Raw genomic sequence first — 22,505 nt, 5'->3', positions numbered from 1 at the left:
ACTGGCGAGGCGGGCCCTTGTAGGTTCGGATGTTCGGACCTGCCCGGCATCTACATGTCCGATTCGGTATGTAACGTCGGTCCGGCGCGTCTGACGCTGACTACGGTACGTCGGTAAGGGACGGACTCCGTACACATAAGCATGGGTAGACCGGAGTGAAACTGGTCGTCGAACGACCAAACCGTGCGACGGAAGCGGCCTCCCACCGGAACAAAAGGGGGGTTGTCGGCCGGCGATTTCCCCGGTAACGACGGCCGCTCGTCTCTCTGTGTCCGTCCTCGGGCGGAGCGCGCGGCGGGCTCGACGCAGTTCTCGCCGCCGATATATCAACGATCGACAACTGGGTCCGCCCTCGTCCCACAAGCTTATGCCCGGCCTCGCCGTGACCCCGGACATGACCGCACCGTCGTTCGCGTTCGCGGGACTCGTCGCGCCGGCACAGGCCGCGCTGCTCGGCAGTCAGATCGGCCAGCTGCTGGTCGCCCTGGTCGCCGTCGCGCTGATCATCGTCGTCGGCAAGTTCGTGCTGAAGCTCGCGTGGCGGCTCGTCACGATCGGTATCGTCGTCGTGGCCGCGTTCTACCTGCTGTCGACGCTGGGCGTCGTATAACGAATCGACGGGGGAGCCGCCCCGCCAACGGGACGGGCGCTCGGCTTACTGGAACGCGGCGCCCGGCTCGGCCTCGTCGCGGTCGACCTCCGACCGCTTGAACCGCTGTTCTATCTCCTCGTAGCGCTCGCGCGTCTCGGGGGTGACGCTCGGGTTCACCTCGCGCAGCGCGTCCTCGAAGTGGGCCATCGTCACGCGGACGTTACCGACGGACTCGCCGACCTCCTCCGGGGTGACGCTGCCGATGAACTCCCGTGAGGCGTTCATCGACGCCTCGCGGGCGACCGCCTCGATGTCGGCGCCCACGTACCCCTCGGTCTTGCGCGCCAGCGCGTCGAGGTCGACGTCGTCCGCCAGCGGCTTGTCCCGCGTGTGGACCTCGAAGATCCGGCGGCGCGCCGCCTCGTCGGGGACGGGCACGTGGACGTGCCGGTCCAGCCGTCCGGGGCGCAGCAGCGCCGAGTCGATGAGGTCCGGGCGGTTCGTCGTCGCGATGACGACCACGTCCTCCAGCGATTCGAGCCCGTCGAGCTCCGTCAGCAGCTGGGAGACGACGCGCTCGCCCACGCCGGAGTCGCCGGAGTTCTGCCCGCGCTCGGTGGCGATCGAGTCGATCTCGTCGAAGAACACGATCGTCGGCGCGTTCTCGCGGGCCTTGCTGAACACCTCGCGGACGCCCTTCTCGGACTCGCCCACGTACTTGTTCAGCAGCTCCGGCCCCTTGATCGAGATGAAGTTCGACTCGCTCTCGTTGGCGACCGCCTTCGCGAGCAGGGTCTTCCCCGTGCCCGGCGGGCCGTACATCAGGACGCCCTTGGCGGCCTCCATGTCCAGCTCCTCGAACACTTCGGGGTACTCGAGCGGCCACTGGATCGTCTCGCGGAGCCGCTCTTTGGTGTCTTCGAGGCCGCCGACCTGGTCCCAGCTGACGTCCGGGACCTCGACGAACACCTCGCGGAGCGCGGAGGGCTCGATGCCCTTCATCGCCTCCTTGAAGTCCGCCTCGGTCACCTGGATGCTGTTCAGCACGTCGGCGTCGATCTCGTCGCTTTCGAGGTCGATCTCCGGCCGGATGCGCCGCAGCGCGTGCATCGCGGACTCCTTCGCGAGCGACTCCAGGTCGGCCCCGACGAACCCGTGGGTGTTCTCGGCGTACTCGTCTAGGTCGACCCCGTCGGTCAGCGGCATGTTCCGCGTGTGGACCTGGAGGATCTCCTTGCGGCCGTCGCGGTCGGGGACGCCGACCTCGATCTCGCGGTCGAAGCGGCCGCCCCGGCGGAGCGCCTGGTCGATGGCGTCGACGCGGTTCGTCGCCCCGATGACGACGACCTCGCCGCGCTCCTCGAGCCCGTCCATCAGCGACAGCAGCTGGGCCACGACGCGACGCTCCACGTCGCCGCCGGCCTCCTCGCGCTTGGGCGCGATAGAGTCGAGCTCGTCCATGAAGATGATCGCCGGCGACTCCTCGGACGCCTCCTCGAACACCTCGCGGAGCTGCTCTTCGCTCTCGCCGTAGTACTTCGACATGATCTCCGGGCCGGAGATCGTGTGGAAGTCCGCGTCGATCTCGTTGGCGACCGCCTTCGCGATCAGCGTCTTCCCCGTGCCCGGCGGGCCGTGGAGCAGGACGCCCTTCGGCGGGTCGATGCCGAGGCGCTTGAACAGCTCCGGGTGCCGCATGGGCAGCTCGATCATCTCGCGGACCTGTTCGAGCTCGTCGTCGAGCCCGCCGATGTCCTCGTAGGTGACGTCGGGGCCCTCGCCGGTGCCGCCGGCGGTGTCGCCGCGGTCGGCGATCTCCTCGGCGGATATCTCCGAGATCGAGATGTCGGTCTCGTCGGTGATGACGACCGTGCCGCCGGGGCTCGTCTCGGCGATCTTCATCGGGACCGCCTGCGACTGGCCGCCCATCAGCCCGAAGCCGAGGGAGGTCCGGATCGTCTGTCCCTCGGTGACGGGCTGTCCGGAGAGCTTGTCGCGGATGAACGGGGCGATCTGTCCCCGCACCCGCAGCTGGCTCGGGAAGGCGATCGTCACCGCGTCCGCCCGCGAGACGTCGACGTCCTCGACGGTGACGCGGTCGTCGATCCCCACGTCGGCCTCCTGGCGGAGGCGGCCGTCGATGCGGATCACGCCGGTGCCGTCGTCCTCGGGGTAGCCGGGCCAGACGCGGGCGATCGCGGCCCCGTCGCCGCCCTCGACGCGGACGATGTCCCCGCCGGAGAGCCCGAGCTCCTCGGCCGCGACGCGGTCGATCGCCGCGAGGCGGCGACCGGCGTCCTTCTGTTTCAGCGGCTTGACGGTCAGCTTCATCGCTCGCCCTCCACGGTGAGCACGCCGTTGTTCACGGCCGCGTCGACGGCCGTCCCCGGCAGCTCGAACTCCGATTCGACCGGACCGTCCGGTCCCTCCACGACGACGATCGCCGTCTCGCCGACGGTGTCGACGGTGACCGAATCGTCGTCGGCCCCGAGGTCGGCGGCGACGATCCACCGGTCGTCGTACTCGTACCGGCGCAGCAGCGCGCCCTCGCCGGTCGATCGGGTCTGTATGTGATTCATCCTAACTACGAGTTAGTCGCAAAGACATATAAACTTGTCGCTCAAAATCGCATGACGTGAGTGTTTTCGATCGCATCGGTAGTGTAGCGGTTCGGACTAGATCACCCGGCGATCGGGCGCCGTCGAGCGATCGGATTCGGGGCCGGTGCGGATCGCCGGTCCGCGGGCCGGATCCCTCCGGCGTTTATCCCGCTCGGCGCCGAACCGCTCGGACATGGAACGGGTCACCCACGACGGCCGCGAGACTGCGTACCGCCGGTTCGACCGCGGCGGCGACGGACCGACGGTCTGTCTCGTCCACGGCAGCGGCGGCACGAAGGACGTCTGGAAGTCGCAGGCGCGGCTCGCGGACCGCTTCCCCGCGGTCGCGGTCGACCTCTCCGGCCACGGCGACAGCGGCGACGCGACGGCGTCCGCCGGCCGCGAGGCGCTCGAGGCGTACGCGGACGACGTCGTCGCGGTCGCCGAGGCGACGGACGCGACGGTCCTCTGCGGGAACTCGCTCGGGGGCGCGGTCGCGCTGTGGGTCGCCTTAGAGCGGGACCTCGCGCTCGACGGCCTCGTGCTCGCCGGCACGGGCGCGAAGCTCGCGGTGGCCGAACCGCTCCGCGACGCGCTCGCCGACGACTTCGAGCGGGCGGTCTCGCTGCTCCACGAGCCGGACCGGCTCTTCCATGACGCGCCCGCGGAGTACGTCGAGCTCTCCGAGGCGGCCATGCGCGCCTGCGGGCGCGCCGTCACCGAACGGGACTTCCTGACGTGCCACCGGTTCGACGTTCGGGACCGGCTCGGCGAGGTCGCGGTCCCGGCGCTCGCGGTCGTCGGCGCGCACGACGGGCTCACCCCGCCGGCGTACCACGAGTACCTCGCGGCGGAGCTCCCCGAGGGGGAGCGGACCGAGATTCCCGACGCCGCCCACCTCGCGATGCTCGAACGGCCGACGGCGTTCAACGACGCGCTCGCGGAGTTCCTCGGCCGACTGTAGTTGCCGCGGCCGTGCGGACCGCAGTCACCGGTCACCGCGCGCCGTCCGTAGCTCGGAGGCACCCTCCACGCCCGAGGCTCGGAGGCACCCTTTTAGGTCGCCCGCGCGTCGCGGGGCCACATGGTTGACAGCGACGAACGGGAGCCGGACACGGGTCGCGCGGACGGATCCGGGGACCGGGCGGACGCCGCGGGCGCCCCCGCCGAGCCCGACATCGAGGACCTGCTCGCGAAGCTCGACGCCCTGAGCGACACCGTCGACGAGGGCCACGAGCGCGAGAAGGTCAGGCAGACCATCTCGCTCGTCGAGCGGATGCCCGGGACCGGCGCGCTCGCCGGGCGGATCACCAAGTACACCTCCCGCGACCTCGCCGAGTCGTTCGTTGGCGCGGTGCTCTTCGCGCTCCCCCTGCTCGTCGAGGGCGGCGTCTTCGAGATCGCGGCCTGGTTCGCGGCGACGACCGTCGCGGGCGTCCCGGTCCTCCTGATCGGTCACGTGGGGTTCATCCTCGTCGCGGTCGCCGGCCTCCTCTACTTCGCCGACTTCCGGCAGATCGCGATCCGGCACCCGATCTTCGGACTCGTCCCCCGCCGGTACGCCGGCGTCCTCGTCGTCTCGCTGGCCACGTCGGCCAGCATGCTGCTGTTCTGGGGCCGGCTCCACGAGGGCGACCCGACCGCGCTCGAACGGGCCGGGCGGATCGCCGTCGTCTGGGCCGCCGCCGCGTTCGGCGCGGGGCTCGGCGACATCCTCCCCGGCGAGTCCCACGGCGAGGACCTCGGGAAGTTCGACCTCGACATCGGCGACACCGAGTGACTCGACGCGGTCGATCGCGCCGGAGCGGTCCGCGGTCGCCGCACGCGATCCGAGCGGTCTGCCCGATCCGGTCCGGGGACTCCCGGTTTTCCACAGCTTTTTCGCCGCGGCGACCCTACCCGCGTTCATGTCAGCGCTACGCGACGCGCTCCGGGACCTCCCGGACGCGGTGTTTGCGGACCTACTCGAGTCGGACGACGGGTACGTCCTCGTCGTCGACCTCCCAGGCGCGGCCGCCGAGACGACAGAGGTGCTCGTCGAGGACGGGCGCATCGAGATCGAGGGCCGGCGCGAGAAGACCGTCCCCGACGGGTTCGAGTACGTCCGCGAGGACCGCCCGCTGTTCCTCGACGCGGAACTCCCCCTCCCGACCGACGCCGACGGCGCCGGCGCCGACGCCGAGATCGACCGCGGCGTCCTCGAAATATCGGTCCCCAAGCGGGAGCGGGACGTCTCCCGGACCATCCCCGTCGACGACGCCGACGACGAGGGCGACGCCTGACGGGTGGTCACGCTGGTCAACCTTCGCGCCTACTGGCGGTTCGTCGTCGTTCTGCGGCAGTTCTCGCCGCTCATCATCGCCTACTGGCGTGACCGCCGCCGATACTTCCTGTTCGGCGGGAGCCGCGAGGTCGACGCCGAGATCCAGCGCGAGCGCGCCGCGGTGCTGCTCGACATCCTGCTCACCCTCGGCCCGACGTTCATCAAGCTCGGCCAGATCCTCTCGACGCGGCCGGACATCCTCCCGCCGGCGTACATCGAGGTGCTGGAGGGGCTCCAGGACGACGTGCCGCCCGCGCCGTGGGAGGAGTCGAAGGTCGTCCTCGAAGACGAGTTCGGCCCGGTCGACGACGTCTTCGACGAGTTCGACCGCGACCCGATAAGCGGCGCCAGCCTCGGACAGGTGTACACCGCCACCTACGACGGCGACGACGTCGCCGTGAAGGTCCGCCGACCGGGTATCGAGTCCCTCGTCGAGGCCGACCTCCGGACTATCCGCTGGTCGATCCCCCTGATCAAGCGGTTCACCGGCGCCGGCCGGGCGTTCTCCTTGGAGAACCTCGCCGACGAGTTCGCCAAGACGATCCGCGAGGAGATGGACTACGCCCGCGAGCGGACGATGCTCGAAGAGATCCGGAGCAACTTCGCCGACGAGGACCGGATCCGGATCCCGGAGACGTACGAGCCGGTCTCCGGCCCGCGCGTGCTCACGATGGAGTACGTCCCGGGCACGAAGATCAGCGACATCGACGCGCTCGACGAGGCGGGACACGACCGGACGGAGGTCGCGGAGACGCTTCAGGAGGTGTACCTCCAGATGATCATCGAGGACGGGGTGTTCCACGCCGACCCGCACCCTGGGAACCTCGCGGTCGCGGACGACGGCGCCGTGATCTTCTACGACTTCGGAATGGCCGGCCGGGTCGACCCGTTCATCCAGGAGAAGATCGTCGATTTCTACGTCGCGGTCGCGCGACAGGACATCGACGCCATCCTCGACACGCTCATCTCGATGGGGACGCTCTCGCCGGAGGCCGACCGCGAGGTGATGGGCAACGTGATGGAGTTAGCCATCGCGGACGCCAGCGGCGAGGACATCGAGCAGTACCAGGTGAACCAGATCATCGAGCAGGTGGAGTCGACCATCTACGAGTTCCCGCTGCGGCTCCCGCCGAACCTCGCTTTGGTCCTCCGGGTCGCCACCGTCGTCGAGGGCGTCTGCGTCACGCTCGACCCCGAGTTCGACTTCATCTCGACGGCGACCGACTACCTCCGCGAGGAGGGGTACTACGAGCAGACCGCCCGCGACCTCGCCGAGGACGCCGGGCGGCAGGTCCAGCGCACCACCGAGGCGCTGTTCACGGTGCCCCCGAAGGCCGACGAGTTCCTCGACCGCGCCAACCGCGACGACCTGACTGTTAACGTCGTGTTGGAGGACGACACGAAGGTGTTAGAGAAGCTGGCGATGCGGATCGCCTACTCCGTGCTGCTCGCCGTCGGCGTCCTCTCCGCGACGATCCTCTACTCGTTCGCCGAGAACTGGCGGCTCGCCGCCGTCGTCCTCGCGCTGGCGGCGCCGCTCGCGATCGCCCTGTACCGCTCGTTCCGCAAGCAGCGCGGGCTCCGTGCCACCCCGCAGTTCACCCGTCAAGGGATGAAGCAGCGGCGCGACGACTGACCCGCTCCCTCCCGGAAACGGGCCGCTTCAGGCCTCTTCCGGCCGACAGATCCACACGTCTTCCGCTTCCTCGACCGCGTAGTCCCGCGCCGCTAGCCACTCGCGGAGGGCGGCGGAGCCGGACCCGGCCGCGGTCTCCTCCGAACCCCCCTTCGCGTCCTCGGCCGCCGCCTCGGCGGCCTCGTGGACCTCCACGACGAGCAGCGGGCGGTGGGTCGCGAGCGTCGCCGTCGCGCCCCGGAGGACCGCGGCCTCGTGCCCCTCGACGTCGACCTTGATCGCGTCCGGCGGGGGGACGGTGCCGACCCCGTCCGTCCCCTCGCCGCCGACGCCGTCGACGAGGTCGTCGAGCCGGCGGACGGGGACCGACTCCGTGCCCGCGACGCTCGCGCCCCACCTGGTCGCCGACTCGCGGTCGAACGCGGAGCACTTCGAGTACGTCGAGCGGTAGAAGGTGAGCGTCGCGTTCGCGTCGCCGAGGCCGGCGCGTCTGAGGTCGATCACGCCGCCGGCCCCGCCTCCGCCGCCCAGCCCGTTCCGGTCGGCGTTCCGCGCCAGCCGGTCCGCGCTCTCGCCGTTCGGTTCGAACGCGACCACCCGGCGGTCGGTGCCCAGCGCCAGCGGGACGGCGTGTTCGCCGACGTGCGCGCCCACGTCGAGGACCACCGCGTCGTCGGGCAGTCGGTCGAGCGCGTCGAGCCCGGGGTCGTCGCCGTGGGGGTTCGTCGGCTCGTAGCTCCAGTACCGCCCCGCGACCGTGCGCTTCGGCGTCGCGACGCCGAGCGCGTAGGTGAGGTCCGCGAGGCGGTACAGCGTCCGGAAGCCGCGCCGCTCGACCCGGGCGCGCAGCGACGAGAGGGGCCGGCTCATCGCGGCGTCACGCCCCGACGACCTGGATCGGGACGAGGAGGAAACAGAGCGCGCCGACGGCGAACGTGGCGAGGCCGACCGCGAGCCGCGGCAGTCCCACGCCGTCCTCGTCGGCCGGGTTTGCCGGACCGTTGAACGCGATCACGGCCGCGAACACTCCCCAGAACGCCCAGAGCCCGACCGACTCGTTCAGTCCGAGGCCACGCCAGAAGTGGAGGTAGGCGGCGACGGCGAACAGCGCGCCGGGGACGAGCGCCGCCACCGTCTCCTGTCGCGGCCCGAGCATCGCTCGGACCATGTGGCCGCCGTCGAGCTGGCCCACCGGGAGGAGGTTCAGGAGCGTGAAGAACATCCCGACCCAGCCGCCGATCACGACCGGGTGGGCGCTCAGCCGCGGGTCGCCGTAGCTCGTCGGCTGGCCGAGGACGCCGGCGATGAGGTCCAGAAGTGGCGGGTTGTTGAATCGGATCACCGGCCCCGAGGAGTTCGCGAGCTCCGCCGGCACCCCGATCGGGTCGAGCGAAAGCCCGACGGCGGTCACGGCGACCGTCGCGACCAGCCCCGCGATCGGTCCGGCGGCGCCGATGTCGAAGAGGACCTTCCGCGAGGGCATCCGCCCGCGGATCCGGATCACCGCGCCGAGGGTCCCGAAGGGGAAGATGAAGGGGATCACGTACGGAAGCGAGACGGGGACGCCGTGGTATCGGCCGGCGGCGTAGTGGCCGAGCTCGTGGGTCATCAGGACGCCGAGGACGGCGGCGGTGAACGGCCACGCCTGGAGCAGGGTGAGGGGGTTCGACTGTATCTCGGCGAGCGGGACGTAGTACCAGCCGTAGGCGCCGACGAACAGCGTCGACAGCACGGTGGCCGCGAACATGGCGACGTTCACCCAGGGTATCCCGTCGCGGCCGCGGTCGAACGGGGTCGCCACGACGACGTGCCCGTCGTCGACGGCCTCCACGTCGACCTCGTAGCCCGCCTCCCGGAAGTGGGGAGTCAGCTTCCGCAACAGCGTCCGCTCCGGGACGTACGACTCGCCGCGGTACCGCACGCGGCCGTCCTCGCGGCGGACCTCGTCGATCCGAAAGAACGTCCGGAGGGGCTCCGGACGCGGGGCGCCGTCGCCGGTCGCCGCCGCGTCCTCGTGTTCTGGCATCGTCACGTCGTAACTGGTCTGCGAGTATAAACCCCGCGTCGGCGAACGAGTCGGAAGCAGGGCCGGTCGTCCGCTCGCCGGGGCGGCGGACGCGTGCGGGGTCAGAAAGCGCGAGTCGGGGACCGAGCCGCGGGATCCGGTGCGGCGGTGTGCGTCAGGGGCGGTGCTGCGAGCGTCGGTCGGCGGACCGGGGGCGTCAGGCGGGCTCGACGCGCCAGGTCGTCGCGCCCGTGTACGACCACTTCTCGACGGTGAGCTCTGTCGCCGAGTCGCGGAGCTTCACCATCAGGGCGCCGATCTCCTTCGGGGAGAGGTCGACGTCCTCGGAGATGAACTTCCCCTTGAAGTACATCTCGCCGTCCTGGGCGCGGTCGAGCAGGTACTGTTTCAGCCGCTCTTCCTTGCTGCGGTCGTCGTCTGCGCTCGCGTTCGTGGAGGGGTTCGCTGTCGCGCTCATGGTACATCCCACGCTTGCCGCCGGAGGGTGTTATAAAGGTGACACCGTTGGGCGACGTTCAGGGGGTTTCAGGGCGTTTCACCGCTCGGCCCGAGGTAAAACGTGTCTGACGGACTCTTTACAACGGTTCCAGAACGCAGTAGAAATTTTATAATCGATTTTGAGGGCGTTTCGACCGCCGGCCGCTCGGTAAGCGATTCTCCCCTGCCTCCGCGTTCGTCGGACGAATAAGCGGCAAAATGGGCCGATTAACGCCGCCTCGGAGCACGGACGCGACCCTCGCGCGCCCTCCGTGCGGCCTCTGCGCGCCCCTCGATCGGGCCGTCCGCGGCCGCGATCCGGGCCCGGATCTCCTCGGCGCGCCGACTCGAACTCCCTTCGCGGGCCGTTCAGTCCCGCCGGTGGACCCAGAACGTCTCCGCCTCCGTCGCCTCCTTCTTGAATATCGGCACCTCGTCTTTCAGGCGGTCGATCCCGTCCTCGACCGTCCGGAACGCCTCCCGGCGGTGCCCGGCGAGGACGACGACGAACACGATGTCCTCGCCCGCCTCGATCACTCCGGTTCGGTGGTGCATCCGCACGTCGAAGACCCCGTCCCGCTCCGCGAGCTCCGCCGCGATGGCGTCCATCCGCTCCGCGGCGACCCCCTCGTACTTCTCGAACGCGAGGTGCGTCGTCCGGTCGTCGCCCGGGGCGTCGCGGGCCCGCACGCGGCCGGTGAACGTGGCGATCGCGCCCGACAGCTCGGCGTCCGCGGACGCCTCGACGCGGTTCACCAGCGTCTCGCGGGTGATCCACGGCTCGGCCTCGTCGAGGGCGGCCACGAGCCCGTCGAGGTCGACGCCCTCGGCCGTCGCCGCGGTCGCGAGGACCGTCCCCGGCACGCCCTCGGGGTCGGCGTCGGCGCCGAGCAGGACCGCGGGCACGCGCAGCCGCGACTCGCCGACCGCCACGAGGTAGTCGTGGTCGGGGGCGAGCCCGTCGAGCAGGTCGTCGAACCCCTCGACGCGCCCCCGGCCGCTCCAGTTCCCGTCCGCGTCGAGCGCGATCTCGGTGTCGGCGTCGGGGCGCCCGGCGGGGTCGACGACCTCGCCCTCGACCGCTCCGCCGTCGGCCGCCCGGTCGCTCGGGCCCGGTTCGTGCGGCCGGTCTCCGTCGGGGTCGTCGCGCTCCACGAGGGCCACCCGTCCGTCGAGCCGCGCCGCGAGCCGCCGCGCCAGCGCCGGGGCCCCGTTGCCGACGATCGATATCGGTCGCATACCCGAGAGCGGGCCGCGACCGGCTTAGGCGTTTCCCGGGCGGCCCGGAGCCCCGACCGCGGGGCGCCTCCGACGCGTCCGGGCTTGGCAATCCTTAAGACCGCGACAGGGATACTCGTCGCCAATGAGAGTCGTCGTTTCTGTCGGCGGGAGCGTGCTCGCGCCGGACCTCGACCCCGAGCGCGTCGCCGCGTACGCCGAGGCGATCGAACGGCTGGTGGCCGACGGCTGCGAGGTCGGGGTCGTCGTCGGCGGAGGCGGCGTCGCCCGCGAGTACATCGAGACGGCCCGCGATATCGGGGCCAACGAGGTCGAGCTCGACCGGCTCGGGATCGGGACGACCCGGCTCAACGCCCGGCTGCTGATCGCCGCGCTCGGCGACCGCGCGAGCCTCGCGCCCGCGACCGACTACGAGGAGGCGGGCGCGGCCCTCCGCCGCGACGAGGTCGCGGTGATGGGCGGCGTCACCCCGGGACAGACCACCGACGCGGTCGCCGCCGCCTTCGCCGAGTCGGTCGACGCCGACCTGCTCGTGTACGCCACGAGCGCCGACGGCGTGTACGACGCCGACCCCAACGCCGACCCCGACGCGGCCCAGTTCGCGGAGCTGTCGCCCGCGGAGCTCGTGGAGGTCGTCCTCCCGATGAGCCGAGACGCCGGCGCCTCCGCGCCCGTCGACCTGCTCGCCGCGAAGCTGATCGACCGGGCCGGCATCCGGTCGATTGTGCTCGACGGCACCGACCCGAGCGCCGTCGTCGACGCCGCGCTGTACGGCGACCACACCGGGACCGACGTGGTCCCCGTCGGCGGCGAGGAACCGAGCTCCTGGACGGAGGAGCGATGAGCGGGGACGACGCAGCGGACGGAGCGGCGGACGCGGGGAGCTCCGCGCCCGACGACTCCCCGCACATCCTCTCTGAGCGGGCCGCGCTCGACGAGGGGGCCGCCGACGAGGGCGAGGGTGCGGTGGAGGGGGACGGCGAGGTCTTCCACGCGTTCTGGGCCGACGTGGTCGCCGACGAGGTCGAGGCGCGCGACCCCGACGAGCCCATCGTGATCAAGGGCGGCGTCTCGCCGTCGGGCGTCGCGCACCTCGGCAACTTCAACGAGATCATGCGTGGCTACTTCGTCGCCGAGGTGCTGCGCGACCGCGGCCACGAGGTCCGGCAGGTGTTCACGTCCGACGACAAGGACCCGCTGCGGAAGGTGCCGCGCAAGCTGGCGAACGCGGACGGCGACATCGTCGGGCTCGGCGAGGTCGACGCGGGCGCGCTCGGCCGCAACCTCGGGAAGCCGTACACCTCGATCCCCGACCCGTTCGGGGAGGCCGAGTCGTACGCGGCCCACTTCGCGGGCCTGCTGAAGGCCGACGCCGACCGGCTGAACGTCCCCGTCGAGATGCTGTCGAACACCGACCTGTACGCCGACGGGACGTTCGACGACGCGGTCCGGACGGTCCTCGGCGACGTCGAGCGCGTCCGCGAGGTGCTCTCGGCGTACCAGGACAAGGTCGACGACGAGTACGTCCCGTTCAACCCCGTCTGCGAGGCGTGCGGGAAGGTCACGGAGACGGTGACGGGAATCGACCTCGAAGCGGAGACCGTCGAGTACGCCTGTACCGACATGGACGCCGGGGGCAACACCATCGAGGGGTGCGGCCACGAGGGCACCGCGACGTTCCGCGAGGGGAAGCTCCCGTGGCGGCTGGAGTGGCCCGCCCAGTGGGGCGTCCTCGGCGCCGACTTCGAGCCGTTCGGGAAGGACCACGCGGAGGGGTCGTGGCCCTCCGGCGTCGACGTCGCGCGGAACGTCTTCGGCGAGGAGCCGCCCGTCCCGATGGTGTACGAGTGGTTCACGCTCAACGGCGAGGCGTTCTCCTCCTCGGAGGGGAACGTCGTCACGGTCCAGGAGCTGCTCGACCTGATCGAGCCCGAGGTGCTCCGGTTCTTCTTCGCGCTCCACCCGAAGAAGGCCCGCGACCTCGACGTCGAGCGGCTCGACCAGCTGGTCGACCGCTTCGACCGGTTCGAGCGCGCCTACTTCGGCGAGGTGGACGACGAGGACCTCACCGCCTTCGCCGAGCGCGCCTACCCGTTCGTCGTCGGGCGACCCGACGACCCACCGGCGGAGCGGCCGATCCGGCTCCCCTACACCTTCGCGGCCGTCCTCGGGATGGTCGACGACCCGGACTTCCGCGAGCGCCTCGCCCGCGACGAGGGGCACATCCCGGACGACGCCGACGACGACGCGGTCGACGCCGCGCTCGCCCGCGTGGAGCAGGCGCGGAACTGGGCCGAACGGACCGGAAACGAGTACGACTACCGGCTCCAGACAGACCTCCCCGCGGTCGAGTTCGACGAGGACGTGGCGGCCGCGCTCGACGACCTCGCCGACTTCGTCGCCGCCGGCCACGACGGCGAGGCGATCCAGGGGGCGATGTACGAGACCGCACGCGACCACGGCGTCGAGGTCAGCGAGTTCTTCGCGGCGGGCTACCGCCTCTTCTTCGACGACACGCAGGGGCCGCGGCTCGGCGAGTTCCTCGGCGAACTGGAGCGCGACTACGTCGTCGACCGACTCCGACGGGAGGCGTAGATGGCCGAGGACCGCTCGCTCGACGACTTCGCCGATACGGACGCCGACGCCGGCGACGTGTCAGATTCCGCTGACACGTCCGACGCCGACGACGCGCCCGACTCGACCGACGCCGACCCCGCCGTCGCCACGTCGACGTGGCACGCCGACGGCGCGGCGTGCGACCGGTGCGGCGAGCGGGTCGAACGCCGGTGGCGCGAAGCGGACGCCTACGTCTGTGCCGACTGCGCCTCCTGGTGACGGGATTACCGGGCCGTCAAAGCTTAAGACGCCGGCCGTTGAGTTCTCTCGTGCGAGGAAAATTCACTGAGAGTAAAATTAAATATAAATGAAATATAATCCGGAACTACTCTACGGGCGGTCGGCGACGGCGCTCACGGCGGCGTACCTCTGCGTCGCGGCGGCGTTCGCGGTCGCGGTCGACCTCGCGACCGCGTCCGCGGTCGGATCCGTCGCCGACTGGACGCCGGCGCACCTCGTCGGCGACCTGTTGCTCGTCGTCGGGTCCGGCGGCCTCCTGTACGGCGCGGTCACGCACCACCGCCGCCGGGCGGAGACCGCCCGCCGGGACCTCGAAACCTCCAACCAGCAGCTACAGGTGCTGAGCCGCGTGTTCCGACACAACGTGCGCAACGACCTCAACGTGATCCAGGGGTACACCGACCTGCTCGCCAACCGGATCGACGACGAGCGGAGCCGGGAGTGCCTGGAGACGATCCGACAGACGACCGACGACGTCGTCGACATCAGCGAGAAGCTCCGCGTGGTCGAGGACGCGTCCGCCGAGCCGTCGGACGGTCGCGTCGACCTCGTCGACGCGGTCCACGAGGCGGTCGAGGTCGTCGACGCCGACGGCGCCGCCGTCACCGTCGAGACGCCCTCCGAGGCGTGGATCCGCGCCGACGACTCGGTCGCGTTCCCGATCCGCGAGGTGTTCGAGAACGCGGTCACCCACAACGACGGGGCCACGCGCCGCGTCGCGGCCACGATCCGCGAGAACGGAACGACAACCTGTCTGGAGGTCACCGACAACGGCCCGGGGATCCCTCCCGAAGAGCGGGCGGTGTTACAGGCCGAAGAGGAGACGCCGCTCTCGCACGCGAGCAGCATCGGGCTGTGGCTCGTCAAGTGGATGTGCGAGACGCAGGGCGGCACCGTCCGGTTCGACGCGACGGACGACGGGACCACGGTCCGGCTCCGGTTCGAGTCCGCGGCGACGCCCCCTACTCCAGTTCGGTGATCGTCACGGCGTAGACGGCGCCGCAGTTCCCGCACTCGACGTGGACGCCGCGGCTGGCCTCGCCGCGGGTGAACTCGGAGATCTCCTCCGAACACGAGCACTCGAACTGGACTTTCATTACCGTATCACTGTCCTTCTGATATTTAAATGAAACCGATGCGGAATCAACGGTGAAAATCACCGATCGCGGTACCACGCCGCACGGGCGGGGACGGCGGTCGGCCTCAGTCGTCGTCGACGATCACTTCGACCGGTCCGTCGCCGTCGTCCGCGGCGTCCTCGTCGGACCCGCCGGACGCGTCGACGCCGGCCGACTGCTGCTGCTGGTAGTAGAGCCCGCCGGCGACCGCGAGGACGATCCACGACCGCCAGTTGGCGAGGTTCAGGGTGTAACCGATGCCGAACGGCTTCTCGACGAGCATCCCCTTCTCCGGTTGCCAGTACGACGACAGCAGGCGTCCGAGGCTCGGACGCTCGAAGTTGTACGGAATCCCGAGAATCTCTCCCGACGACGGTTTGTCTCCCATACCAGTCCGTCTGTCCGCTGGCACTATAAATCGTGGCGCCATCGGTCGGCGGGCCGGCCGGCGGCGCCGCGGCGGCGCCCCGACGCTCAGCGGTAACGGCCGCGGTCCGCCACGTCCCGGAGCCGGTCGAGGACCTCGCCCTCGCCGACCGCCTCGTACCCCGCCTCGAACGCCGCTATCAGCGGATCGGGATCGGTCGCGGTCGCCCGGATCGACCCCTCGAACACGTGGAGGTCCATCGCGTGGTCCTCGACGTGGCCGGTGTGGAAGCCGAGCCCGAAGTCGATGAGGTACGTCGCCGGCGCCGGGGCGGGCTCGTCGTCCGCGGCCGCGCTCTCCGCCTCGTCGGGCGACACGCGCACGTTCCGCGTCGTCGGGTCGCCGTGAACGATCCCCGCACCGTGAAGCCGGGCGAGGTGGCGCCCGACCGCCTCTGTCGAGCGCTCGTCGAGGGCGGTCGCGAGGTCGCGCTCGCCGACGTACTGGAGCGTCAGCGTCGCGTCCGCGAGGTCGACGTCGTACACGAGCGGCGTCGGGACGCCCGCGCGGCGGGCCTCGCTCGTCAGCCGCGCCTCCGCGACGGTCCGGTCGCGCCTGAGCGTCCGGTCGAGGTCGGGGTGCCGGTACGACTTCTCGACCCGCCGCTTGACGACCCGACGATCGTCGCCCGCGCCGGTGACCGCGACGGTCGCCTCCGCGCCGCGGCGGTCCGCGTCCGGGTCGCGCGCCGTCTCGGCCGACGCGCCGCCCGCGGCTCCCCGCGCGACCGACTCCCCCTCCCGCCACGTCACCGGCACCTGGTCCGGTCGGAAGTTCGGGTCGACCGCGGACTCCGGGACGGGAATCGCGTCACCCGCGGCCGCCATCTTCGCGCCCAACACGGCGATCATCCCCGCGTTGTCGCGGAGGAAGCGGGGCTCGGGCGCGTGGAAGTCGGCGCCGCGCGCCTCGCACATCGCGGCCAGCATCTCGCGGAGGCGGTCGTTCTGGGCGACCCCGCCGCCCAGCACGAGCTCGTCGGCGCCGGTCAGCGACAGCGCGCGCTCGGAGACCTCGGTGAGCATCGCGAACACGTGCTCCTGGAGCGAAAAGCAGATCTCCTCGACCGGGACCCCGCCGTCGGCGGCGTCGTTGGCGGCCGAGCTGATCCCGGAAAACGAGAAGTCCATCCCCTTGACGACGTACGGCAGGTCGAGGAGGTCGGCGGCCGAGGCGGCCGCTTCGCCGCCCGCGGACCCTTCTCCGTCGCCCGCACCCGCCGCGCCCGCCGCGAACTCGGCGGCCGCCGCCTCCACCTTCGGACCGCCGGGATGGCTCCAGCCGACGTGGCGCGTGAACTTGTCGATCGCGTTGCCGACGCCGGCGTCCATCGTCTCGCCGAGCACCCGGTACCGCCCGTCGTGGTAGCCGAGCAGGTGCGCGTTCGCGCCCGAGGCGTTCAGACAGACGGGGTTGTCGAACCCGGAGCGGTGCCGACCGATCTCCAGGTGCGCCACCATGTGGTTGGCGCCGACGAGGGGCACGCCGAGCGTCCCGGCGAGCGACCGCGCGGCGGTCCCGACGATCCGGAGGCAGGGACCGAGCCCGGGCCCGCGAGAGAAGGCGACGGCGTCGACCGCGTCAGGACCGTACTCCGCCTCGGCCGCGGTCAACACCCGGTCGACGACCTCGGGGATCGCCTCCGACATGTGTTCGGCGGCCTCGCGCGGGTGAATGCCGCCGCTGTCGGGCTCGTAGGGGTCGGACTCGATGAGAACTGAGTCGGTCTCGGCGTCGTACAGCGCGGCGCTCGCGCACCACGCGGTACCCTCGATGCCGAGAACGCGCATCCGGCGGGGTTACGCTTCCTCGGCGTCCGCCTCGTCGCCGCCGATCTTGTTGCGCTCGAGCATGTGGTCCTGTTCGACCTCCAGGGCGTCGGCCGCGGAGTCGTACACCTTCGCGTAGCCGATCGTCTTGCGCATGCCGAACTTGGTGTCGAGTTCGTGGACGACGACCTCCTCGGAGTCCTTGTCGAGCTTGGCGGCCAGCGAGTCGCGGACCGACAGCCGCGAGGGAGTGGCCTCCTCGTGGGTCGTCTCGAAACGGATGTCCGTGCGGTGCAGCATCGGGTTCTCCTCCTCGGAGATGATATCGACGTCCATGGTTCAGTTGGGCGTATATCCCCTCGAAAGCTGTAAAAGGATTTCGAAGCGGGGGTGTCGCCGCCGAACTCCCCGCCGACCGTCGACCGAGCGCCCCGTTCGGCGTCAAGGTTTCAGTCCTGCGGGCCGTGGATATCGTTACCACTCGAATGCCCAACGACGACGGATTCGACCCGACCGAGCGCTCCGAGTACGAACTCACCAGATCGGCCAACATCATCGTCCCGATGCCGCCCCTTCGAAAGGCCCGGATCTGCGGCGCGCTGGCGCTCCTCGGCTCGCTCGCCGCCCCCCTCGTCGCGACCCTCCCCGCGGCCGTTCGGGAGGCGAACTTCGCGGGTCCGCCAGCCGCGACCTCCCTCGGCGTCGCGGCCGTCGCGCTGGCCGGTACCATCGCCGCCGGCGGGGCCGGCCTCGGCCTGGTCGCGCTCCAGCGGCGCCTCGCTCGCGGTCCCGAACCCACGGACGACGCGGTCTGGTCGTTCCTCGCGTTCGAGGACGCACTCACCGGGGTCGGGTTCGTCACCGGCGGGCTCGGTGTCGGCGTGGGCCTCTCGCTGCTGGCGAGCGGTCACTGGGGCGTCGAGGCGCTCGCCGGGCTCCGACGCAACGGCGTCGAGCCGTACCTCCGGCTCTCGACGGTCCCGGTCACGCCGCGACTGGTGACCGCCGTCGCGCTGGCGGTCGGTCTCGCCGTCCTCGCGGCCACCGTCGCCGTCGACTCCGAGTGACGCCGAGATCGAACGGCGCAGACTCACTCCGCGTCGAACTCGCGGGCCTCGTCCGGGTCGACGCCGAGAATCTCGTACGCGGTCGCGACATCGCCGCTCAGGCCCTCGAACAGCCCCCGGGCCCGCCGCCGCGCCTCGGGCGTGACCGCGACGCGGACCATCCCCTCGCCGGGCTGGCCGTAGACGACGGTCGACCCGAGCGGCGCCGCGAGCATCGCCGGCAGCGCCGCCAGGTCCTCCTCGCCGGTCACCTCGATCGTCACCGGTTCCTCCGCCGCGAGCGCCTCGGCGAGCGCGTCGAGTAGCGCCGCCGACAGCGTCGCGGCCGGGTTCTCGACGGGCACGCGCCGCTCGTCCGTGGCCGCGAGCGCGGCCGCTATCTCCTCGCGGACGGCCTCCCGCTCCGTCTTCCCGTCGACAAGCGCGGCGTCCGGGACGCGGCCCGCCTCGCGGAGGTGATAGGTGACCACGTCGCCGACCGCGATCAGCCGCGGGGGACCCTCGGCTGGCGACGCGTGTCGCTCGCGGGTCTCGTCGGCGGCCTCGATCAGGGCGTCCGCGTCCGTCGTCACCGGGCCCAGCGGCCCCTTGAACGCGTCGCGCAGCGATTCGGGCAGCGTGAGAAGCGGGTCGGATGCGTCGCTCATCGGCCTTCGGCCTCGGATCGGGTGGTTACCGGACCTTCAGCGCGTACGCGCCCGCGTCGGAGACGTTCATCTCCTCCGCGATCTGGCTGTCCGCGGGGTCGGTGACGATGACGTAGCCCGCCCAGTCCTCCGTCAGCGACGAGGACCCGCAGAGCGCGCAGGTCTGGGCGTCCGGGTCGTTGACGTGGTGGCACTCTCGGCACGCCAGGCGGTCCTCGGCCATCAGTCGGCCTCCTCACCGGTCTGTTCGCGGTGTTTCCGCCGGCCCTCCAGCCACTCGTGTTTGCCGAGGCCGGGCTGTTTCGCGGTGAGCCCGATCTTCGAGTCGCGGGGGTTGCGCTCGTCGATGCTCTTCGTCACGACGCGGACGCGGACGGCGTCGTCGACGCCGAGCGTCTTGTCGGAGTCCGACGAGGCGAGCTGCTGGTTCGCGCCGTCGAACGTGAGGTACTCGTCGGTGATCTGCGAGACGTGGAGCAGCCCGTCCACCGGGCCGATCCCGACGAAGGCGCCGAACTCGACCGTCTCCACGACGGTGCCGTCGGCGACCTCCTGCATGTCGGGGTCGTAGGTGAGCGCGTCGAACTCCGCCTCGTAGTAGACGCCGGGGCGGTTGTGTAACACCGCGCCCTCGCCGATGTCGTGAACCTCGATGACGCTCACGACGCTGCCGACGTCCTCGTCCATCCGTCCTTCCAGCTTGTCCTGGAGCAGGGCCTTCACCCGCTCGTCGGTGACGTCCGCCAGGTGCTTCGGCGGGACCTCGACCGTGTCCTTGAGTCGAACTCGTTTGTACATGTTGTTGGTTGTCCGCGGCCGCTAGGGTTCCGTTATCGCCAGTGTGTTCCGACCCCTTAAACCGATTACTGGTGCGTCCGCGGCCAGCACCCGGTTCGCGAGGGGCCCGTCGACCGTGACGACGGCGTCGACCCGGCCGGCCGCGGCCAGGGCGACGAGCGCGTCGTCGGCGTACGATTCGTCAGTCTCCACCGCCTCCGCCCGCTCCGCGAGGTCCGCCCCGACGCTCGCGGCGGTCGCCTCCGCGCCGTTGCCGCCCTGGAGGCCGTCGAGCTCCGCGAGCACCGCCGTCGGCACCACGGCCTCGTAGCCGCCGAGGATCCGGTCCAGCTCCTCGAACAGCCGGAGGTCGGCCTCGACCGGCGCCATCAGCGCGCTCGTGTCGAGCGCGACGACGGGCGCGCCGCCGAGGGCCTCGGTTCGGGCGTCGCCCGCGGCCGGGGTCTCCGGACCGTCCGCGCGGGCGTCGTCGGCCACGCTACGCCAGCGTCCCGACGCCGATGAGCCGCCAGCGCGCGCCGACGCGCCGGTTGATCGCGATCTGGGCGCCCTCCTCGGCGCAGACGGGCCGCTTGAGGCTCACCTCGCACTCGCCGTCGCGCGCGCTCGTCACGGCGCCGACCGTCGTCGCCGTGCCGACCGTGAGCATCAGCGGCTCGCCGGTGCTGATCTCCTCGATGTCGCTCTCACCGCTCTCGTCGTCCTCCTTGCCGACGACGCGGTCGAGGAGGTCGACCGTCATCTCGAACTCCTCGCGGGTCGGCGGGAGCGTCCCCGGCTCGCCGGCGACCTGCCCGGCGAGGGCGTCGCCCTTCGTGAGGCTCGGGTCGAGCCCGGTGCCGACGCCGAGGAGACCGCCGGGCCGGGCGGTCTCGACGTCGCGGTTGCCGGCCTGAAGCGACCGGACGGTCGTCTCCAGCGGTCGCCACTCGGTCTGGCCCTCCTCGTCGACCTCGCGTCCCGGGCGGATCTCCAGGCCGTCGCCGACGGACAGCTCGCCGCTGACGAGCGAGCCGCCGACGACGCCGCCCTTGAGGTCCCCGGCGCTCGCCCCCGGTCGGTTGATGTCGAACGAGCGGGCCGCGTACATCCGGGCGTGCTCGGCGGGGTCACGCTCCGGCGTCGGGATCTCGGACTCGATGGCGTCGATCAGGAGGTCGAGGTTGACCTCCTGCTGGGCCGAGACGGGGACGATCGGCGCGTCCTCCGCGACGGTTCCCTCGACGAACTCCCGGATCTGCTCGTAGTTGTCGACGGCGCGGTCGCGGCCGACCAGGTCGACCTTGTTCTGCGCGATGACGATGTTCTCGATCCCGATGAGATCGAGCGCCATCAGGTGCTCTTCCGTCTGGGCCTGCGGGACGTCCTCCGTCGCGCTCACGACGAGGACCGCCCCGTCCATGATCGAGGCGCCGGAGAGCATCGTCGCCATCAGCGTCTCGTGGCCCGGGGCGTCGACGAACGACACCGTCCGGATCGGCTCGCTCTCGGAGCCGTCCTCGCACTCCTCGTCGACGGTGTAACACTCGGGCTCGTCGACACCGGGGCAGCGTCGGAACGTCGCGTCCGCGTACCCCAGCCGGATCGAGATACCGCGTTTCATCTCCTCGCTGTGCTGGTCGGTCCACGAGCCGGACAACGCCTGTACCAGCGTCGTCTTCCCGTGGTCGACGTGACCGACGAGACCGATGTTCACCTCCGGTTGTGTGTTGGCTTCAGTCACTGTTGGACCTCCTAACGGAGCAGTCTTATGCGGATTTCGCCCCGTGCGAGTGATAAAGTTGCTGTTATAGGTGCGAGAGACGCCCGCGGGCGAGCCGACGGCGACCGTCCGACTCCGTCCGGTTCGGGGCCGCGGCGGTCGCGGCCTCGTCGCTTACCACGCGACCCGACACCCGGGTCGCGAACGGGCGCCGTCGGCGTCCTTCGACGCCGATTTACGCCTCACGCGGTAATGCGGACGTGTAATGGGATACGCGTGCCCCGTCTGCGACACGCCGCAGCGCGACGGCGAACACCTCGCGCACCACCTCGCGTTCACGGCGATGCTCCACGGCGGCGACCACGAGTCGTGGCTCGACGAGCGCGTCGACGACTGGAGCGACCGGGAACCGGCCGAACTCGCCGCCGAGGTGACCCCGCACGCCGAGGACGCCGAGTACGACGAGGTGTTCGAGGACACGGTCCCCCGCGGACGCCCGGACGTCGGGATGGGGTCGGGCGGGAGCGCGTCCGGCCACGATCACGCCGGCCACGAACACGGCGCTCCCGCGGACGCCGGCGCGCCCGCCCCCGAGCAGGTCGACGACCCCGAGGTCGCCGAGGCGCTGCGCGAGGCGCGCGAGATGACCCGGAAGGCCGCGGCCGACGCCGACGAGGACGACCACCCCTCGACCGACGACGAAAGCGACGCGTAGCGGAACGCCCTTCCCCGCCCCCGGCCAACCGCGCGTATGGAGACCAGAGGCACGTTCGCCCCCGAGACGCGCGCCGAGGCGCTCGAACGGTACGAGGAGGCCGGCCCCGTCGCGCAGGTCGTCGTCCGCGAGGCGACCAAGGCGATGTCGTTCGACGCCGACGAGTACGACGAGCGCGTCACGCCCGAGGTGATCCGGACCGCCCGCGACGCGACGTTCGCCGAGCTGCTCGCGGTCCACGTCGGCGACCGCGACGAGTTCGACGCGTGGCTCGCGGACAGCGAGTTCGACGACGCGGCCGTGACGCACATCGGCTCCGACAACGTCGACAACGTCGTCTGGCACCCGATCCCCTTCGCGGACGCGGTGATCGCGGCGACGTACCAGGAGGAGCCGGACGCGGCCGCCAGCACCCTCCGACGCAACGCCTTCGGGCGGGTGTATCGCGAGGAGTTCTACGAGTCGGGCCGATAGGCCGACCGCGGCGGCGGGTGCCGACACGCCGGTCGCGAA

Annotated in this window: 27 protein-coding genes; 12 read left to right on the top strand and 15 right to left on the bottom strand. The window is 71.2% G+C overall.

Annotated elements, in window-relative coordinates; all coding sequences use genetic code 11:
* Nucleotides 1-367: 367 nt before the first annotated feature.
* Nucleotides 368-610, top strand: coding sequence for a hypothetical protein (locus tag EXE50_RS12020; protein ID WP_137705187.1), 243 nt, complete (start codon nucleotides 368-370; stop codon nucleotides 608-610).
* Between the two features lie 45 nt (nucleotides 611-655).
* Here EXE50_RS12020 and EXE50_RS12015 read toward each other — a convergent pair whose 3' ends face one another.
* Together EXE50_RS12015 and EXE50_RS12010 are read right to left on the bottom strand one after the other, a co-directional pair.
* On the bottom strand, nucleotides 656-2,923 hold the full coding sequence (locus EXE50_RS12015) for a CDC48 family AAA ATPase (RefSeq protein WP_121600067.1): 2,268 nt from the start codon (nucleotides 2,921-2,923) through the stop codon (nucleotides 656-658).
* Complete coding sequence (locus EXE50_RS12010) at nucleotides 2,920-3,171, bottom strand: Hsp20/alpha crystallin family protein (RefSeq protein WP_053770551.1); 252 nt, start codon at nucleotides 3,169-3,171, stop codon at nucleotides 2,920-2,922. The genes EXE50_RS12015 and EXE50_RS12010 overlap by 4 nt, the downstream gene beginning before the upstream one ends.
* A gap of 214 nt (nucleotides 3,172-3,385) precedes the next feature.
* Between EXE50_RS12010 and EXE50_RS12005 the strand changes: the two genes are divergently transcribed.
* From EXE50_RS12005 to EXE50_RS11990, 4 genes are all read left to right on the top strand, one after another.
* Nucleotides 3,386-4,156, top strand: a complete 771-nt coding sequence (locus EXE50_RS12005) for an alpha/beta fold hydrolase (protein ID WP_137705186.1) — start codon at nucleotides 3,386-3,388, stop codon at nucleotides 4,154-4,156.
* Nucleotides 4,157-4,276: 120 nt separating this feature from the next.
* A complete protein-coding gene (locus tag EXE50_RS12000) occupies nucleotides 4,277-4,972 on the top strand; it encodes a hypothetical protein (protein ID WP_053770553.1) in 696 nt (231 codons plus the stop codon).
* Between the two features lie 127 nt (nucleotides 4,973-5,099).
* Complete coding sequence (locus EXE50_RS11995) at nucleotides 5,100-5,474, top strand: Hsp20/alpha crystallin family protein (RefSeq protein WP_053770554.1); 375 nt, start codon at nucleotides 5,100-5,102, stop codon at nucleotides 5,472-5,474.
* Nucleotides 5,475-5,477: 3 nt separating this feature from the next.
* Entirely contained in the window at nucleotides 5,478-7,151 is a 1,674-nt protein-coding gene (locus EXE50_RS11990) for an AarF/ABC1/UbiB kinase family protein (protein WP_053770555.1), read from the top strand.
* Nucleotides 7,152-7,178: 27 nt separating this feature from the next.
* On the opposite strand, the gene EXE50_RS11985 is transcribed toward EXE50_RS11990, so the two are convergent.
* The 4 genes from EXE50_RS11985 to EXE50_RS11970 form a co-directional block, all read right to left on the bottom strand.
* Entirely contained in the window at nucleotides 7,179-8,021 is an 843-nt protein-coding gene (locus tag EXE50_RS11985) for an FkbM family methyltransferase (protein ID WP_053770556.1), read from the bottom strand.
* 7 nt (nucleotides 8,022-8,028) lie between these two features.
* Nucleotides 8,029-9,177 (bottom strand): site-2 protease family protein, encoded by a 1,149-nt coding sequence (locus EXE50_RS11980; protein WP_053770557.1) that lies wholly within the window; start codon nucleotides 9,175-9,177, stop codon nucleotides 8,029-8,031.
* 196 nt (nucleotides 9,178-9,373) lie between these two features.
* Nucleotides 9,374-9,634, bottom strand: coding sequence for a hypothetical protein (locus EXE50_RS11975; protein WP_053770558.1), 261 nt, complete (start codon nucleotides 9,632-9,634; stop codon nucleotides 9,374-9,376).
* 389 nt (nucleotides 9,635-10,023) lie between these two features.
* Nucleotides 10,024-10,893, bottom strand: coding sequence for a molybdopterin synthase (locus EXE50_RS11970; RefSeq protein ID WP_137705185.1), 870 nt, complete (start codon nucleotides 10,891-10,893; stop codon nucleotides 10,024-10,026).
* 124 nt (nucleotides 10,894-11,017) lie between these two features.
* Between EXE50_RS11970 and pyrH the strand changes: the two genes are divergently transcribed.
* The 4 genes from pyrH to EXE50_RS11950 all read left to right on the top strand — a co-directional run bounded on the left by pyrH (nucleotide 11,018) and on the right by EXE50_RS11950 (nucleotide 14,728).
* On the top strand, nucleotides 11,018-11,737 hold the full coding sequence (gene pyrH / locus EXE50_RS11965; RefSeq protein WP_137705184.1) for a UMP kinase: 720 nt from the start codon (nucleotides 11,018-11,020) through the stop codon (nucleotides 11,735-11,737).
* On the top strand, nucleotides 11,734-13,488 hold the full coding sequence (gene lysS, locus EXE50_RS11960) for a lysine--tRNA ligase (protein WP_137705183.1): 1,755 nt from the start codon (nucleotides 11,734-11,736) through the stop codon (nucleotides 13,486-13,488). The genes pyrH and lysS overlap by 4 nt, the downstream gene beginning before the upstream one ends.
* A complete protein-coding gene (locus EXE50_RS11955; RefSeq protein WP_053770562.1) occupies nucleotides 13,489-13,728 on the top strand; it encodes a hypothetical protein in 240 nt (79 codons plus the stop codon). It abuts the gene before it with no gap.
* 88 nt (nucleotides 13,729-13,816) lie between these two features.
* Entirely contained in the window at nucleotides 13,817-14,728 is a 912-nt protein-coding gene (locus EXE50_RS11950; protein WP_137705182.1) for a sensor histidine kinase KdpD, read from the top strand.
* Here EXE50_RS11950 and EXE50_RS17885 read toward each other — a convergent pair.
* From EXE50_RS17885 to EXE50_RS11935, 4 genes are all read right to left on the bottom strand, one after another.
* Nucleotides 14,712-14,846 (bottom strand): hypothetical protein, encoded by a 135-nt coding sequence (locus tag EXE50_RS17885; protein ID WP_017343858.1) that lies wholly within the window; start codon nucleotides 14,844-14,846, stop codon nucleotides 14,712-14,714. The genes EXE50_RS11950 and EXE50_RS17885 overlap by 17 nt on opposite strands.
* A gap of 106 nt (nucleotides 14,847-14,952) precedes the next feature.
* Nucleotides 14,953-15,255 (bottom strand): DUF5808 domain-containing protein, encoded by a 303-nt coding sequence (locus EXE50_RS11945; protein ID WP_053770564.1) that lies wholly within the window; start codon nucleotides 15,253-15,255, stop codon nucleotides 14,953-14,955.
* Nucleotides 15,256-15,341: 86 nt separating this feature from the next.
* Nucleotides 15,342-17,084 (bottom strand): bifunctional N(6)-L-threonylcarbamoyladenine synthase/serine/threonine protein kinase, encoded by a 1,743-nt coding sequence (locus EXE50_RS11940; protein ID WP_137705181.1) that lies wholly within the window; start codon nucleotides 17,082-17,084, stop codon nucleotides 15,342-15,344.
* Nucleotides 17,085-17,093: 9 nt separating this feature from the next.
* Nucleotides 17,094-17,399, bottom strand: a complete 306-nt coding sequence (locus EXE50_RS11935; protein ID WP_004597313.1) for a 30S ribosomal protein S24e — start codon at nucleotides 17,397-17,399, stop codon at nucleotides 17,094-17,096.
* Between the two features lie 149 nt (nucleotides 17,400-17,548).
* Between EXE50_RS11935 and EXE50_RS11930 the strand changes: the two genes are divergently transcribed.
* Complete coding sequence (locus tag EXE50_RS11930; RefSeq protein ID WP_121600076.1) at nucleotides 17,549-18,130, top strand: hypothetical protein; 582 nt, start codon at nucleotides 17,549-17,551, stop codon at nucleotides 18,128-18,130.
* 23 nt (nucleotides 18,131-18,153) lie between these two features.
* Here EXE50_RS11930 and EXE50_RS11925 read toward each other — a convergent pair whose 3' ends face one another.
* From EXE50_RS11925 to EXE50_RS11905, 5 genes are read right to left on the bottom strand one after another with little or no spacing between them, the layout of a single operon-like run.
* The gene (locus EXE50_RS11925; RefSeq protein WP_137705180.1) at nucleotides 18,154-18,777 is read right to left on the bottom strand and encodes a GTP-dependent dephospho-CoA kinase family protein; all 624 of its coding nucleotides are present in this window, start codon (nucleotides 18,775-18,777) and stop codon (nucleotides 18,154-18,156) included.
* Nucleotides 18,778-18,802: 25 nt separating this feature from the next.
* A complete protein-coding gene (gene spt4 / locus EXE50_RS11920; protein WP_053770568.1) occupies nucleotides 18,803-19,000 on the bottom strand; it encodes a transcription elongation factor subunit Spt4 in 198 nt (65 codons plus the stop codon).
* On the bottom strand, nucleotides 19,000-19,575 hold the full coding sequence (locus tag EXE50_RS11915) for a DNA-directed RNA polymerase (protein WP_121600078.1): 576 nt from the start codon (nucleotides 19,573-19,575) through the stop codon (nucleotides 19,000-19,002). The genes spt4 and EXE50_RS11915 overlap by 1 nt, the downstream gene beginning before the upstream one ends.
* 21 nt (nucleotides 19,576-19,596) lie before the next feature.
* A complete protein-coding gene (locus tag EXE50_RS11910; RefSeq protein WP_053770569.1) occupies nucleotides 19,597-20,052 on the bottom strand; it encodes a PIN domain-containing protein in 456 nt (151 codons plus the stop codon).
* 1 nt (nucleotide 20,053) lies between these two features.
* A complete protein-coding gene (locus tag EXE50_RS11905; protein WP_121600080.1) occupies nucleotides 20,054-21,298 on the bottom strand; it encodes a translation initiation factor IF-2 subunit gamma in 1,245 nt (414 codons plus the stop codon).
* A gap of 244 nt (nucleotides 21,299-21,542) precedes the next feature.
* On the opposite strand from EXE50_RS11905, the gene EXE50_RS11900 reads away from it, so the two are divergent.
* Nucleotides 21,543-21,992 carry a DUF5810 domain-containing protein gene (locus tag EXE50_RS11900; protein ID WP_137705179.1) on the top strand — a complete coding sequence of 150 codons (450 nt, stop codon included), beginning with the start codon at nucleotides 21,543-21,545 and terminating at the stop codon, nucleotides 21,990-21,992.
* A 36-nt stretch (nucleotides 21,993-22,028) separates the two neighbouring features.
* Nucleotides 22,029-22,466: a DUF5809 family protein gene (locus tag EXE50_RS11895; protein WP_137705178.1), complete on the top strand. Its 438-nt coding sequence runs from the start codon at nucleotides 22,029-22,031 to the stop codon at nucleotides 22,464-22,466.
* Nucleotides 22,467-22,505: the final 39 nt, after the last annotated feature.

It is taken from the genome of Halorubrum sp. ARQ200 (genome assembly GCF_005435115.1).
GTDB lineage: Archaea > Halobacteriota > Halobacteria > Halobacteriales > Haloferacaceae > Halorubrum > Halorubrum tropicale.
The sequence above is the reverse complement of the archived record's forward strand: the minus strand, read 5'-3'. Positions and strand labels throughout refer to the sequence as shown.